The following is a 1,471-nucleotide window of genomic DNA, read 5'->3' as shown; positions in this document are numbered from 1 at the left end:
CGTCTGCGCCGTGCCGACCCGCGCCGCCCGAGCCTGTCGCTCGTGCGCCGTATGGCCGTCCTCGGCGGCGCCGACAACGACGTCCTGAACGAGGTGCCCGAAGAGGTTCCTCGCTTCGTGCAGATGTTCCTCGTTCTGCTGGGAACGGCCCTGGTCTCGGCCCTGTCGATGATGTTCGCCTTGCTGACCGGTGTCCGCGTGAGCATCCTGCTCGCCATCCCCCTGGCGCTGGTGTGGGGCTTGATCATCTTCAACCTCGACCGCTTCCTCACCTCGACCATGCGGTCGACGACGAATGTGTTCCGGCTGCTCGGGCTGGCGTTCCCGCGCGTGATCATGGCCGCGCTCATCGGCATCGTCGTCGCCGAGCCGCTCGTGCTGCAGGTGTTCCAGAACGACATCAACCGCGAGGTCAACTCCACCAACGTCACCCAGGCGCTGACCGACCAGGATGCCGTGACGAGCGGCCCCGAGAAGCAGGCCCTCGACGCCGCGAGCGCACAGGTGTCGGCGCTCGAGAACCAGGCCGCGACGGGCATCGTCGCCGGCACCTCGTCGACCTCGGCCGAAGCCGCCGCGGCGCAGCAGACCGTCGACCAGCTCACGCAGCAGCTGGCCGCGCAGCAGACCGTCATCGACCAGGCGCGCGCGGTGTATCAGTGCGAGCTGACCGGTCAGGGCGCCGGCGAGGTCCCCGGCTGCACGGGTGTCGCGGGCGACGGGGCGAGCTCCGACGCCGCGCAGGCGCAGCTCGCCCAGGCGCAGTCGGCGTACGACGCGCTGTCGACGCAGCTGCAGCAGGCCCAGACGGCGCTCGCCACGGCGAATTCCGCCGGTGCCGACGCTGCGGCCGCCTCGGCCGACCAGAACAAGCAGCAGGCGCAGGATCAGCTGCCCGCCGCCCGCGCGCAGTACGAGTCGGCACTCGCGGCCTACAACGATCGCGCCTCGTCGGTGGCCGACGGCAACGCCGGTGCGGTGGGTCTGCTCAGCCAGATCTCCGCGCTCGAGAGGCTCTCCGAGCGCGAGCCCACCCTGCGCTGGGCGCACTGGCTCATCGCCGCCCTGTTCTTCATGATCGAGCTGCTGCCGGTGCTGGTGAAGGTGCTCACGGGCTTCGGCGGACCGTCGCTGTACGAGAAGGCCGAGAAGATGCGTACGCAGATCGCCCTCGATCGCGTCACGGCGCGCACGTTCCGCAAACGCGCCGACGTGATCGCCGACGAGGCCGCGCGGGTTCCGGCGGGCGTCTGATGACCACGTGGAGCGCGGGGCTGCTGCTGTATCGGCGGCGTCCCGCGCTCGAGGTGTTCGTCGCTCACATGGGCGGGCCGTTCTGGGCCCGCAAGGACGCCGGCGCCTGGTCGATCCCGAAGGGCGAGTTCGACCCCGCGTCCGAGCAACCCCGGGATGCCGCGGAGCGGGAGTTCCGCGAAGAGCTCGGTGTCGCACCGCCCGACGTCGAATGGGC

2 protein-coding genes are annotated in these 1,471 nt (G+C 70.8%); both read left to right on the top strand.

What is annotated here, in order from left to right; translation table 11 throughout:
- On the top strand, positions 1–1,254 hold a 1,254-nt coding region (locus LQV45_RS31910), incomplete at its 5' end, for a DUF4407 domain-containing protein (RefSeq protein WP_230011468.1).
- Positions 1,254–1,471: NUDIX domain-containing protein (locus LQV45_RS31905; RefSeq protein ID WP_230011461.1), on the top strand; the 218-nt coding region annotated here is incomplete at its 3' end. The genes LQV45_RS31910 and LQV45_RS31905, both read left to right, overlap by 1 nt.

The sequence above is a fragment of the Microbacterium sp. Bi128 genome, assembly GCF_918698205.1.
The sequence above is the reverse complement of the archived record's forward strand: the minus strand, read 5'-3'. Positions and strand labels throughout refer to the sequence as shown.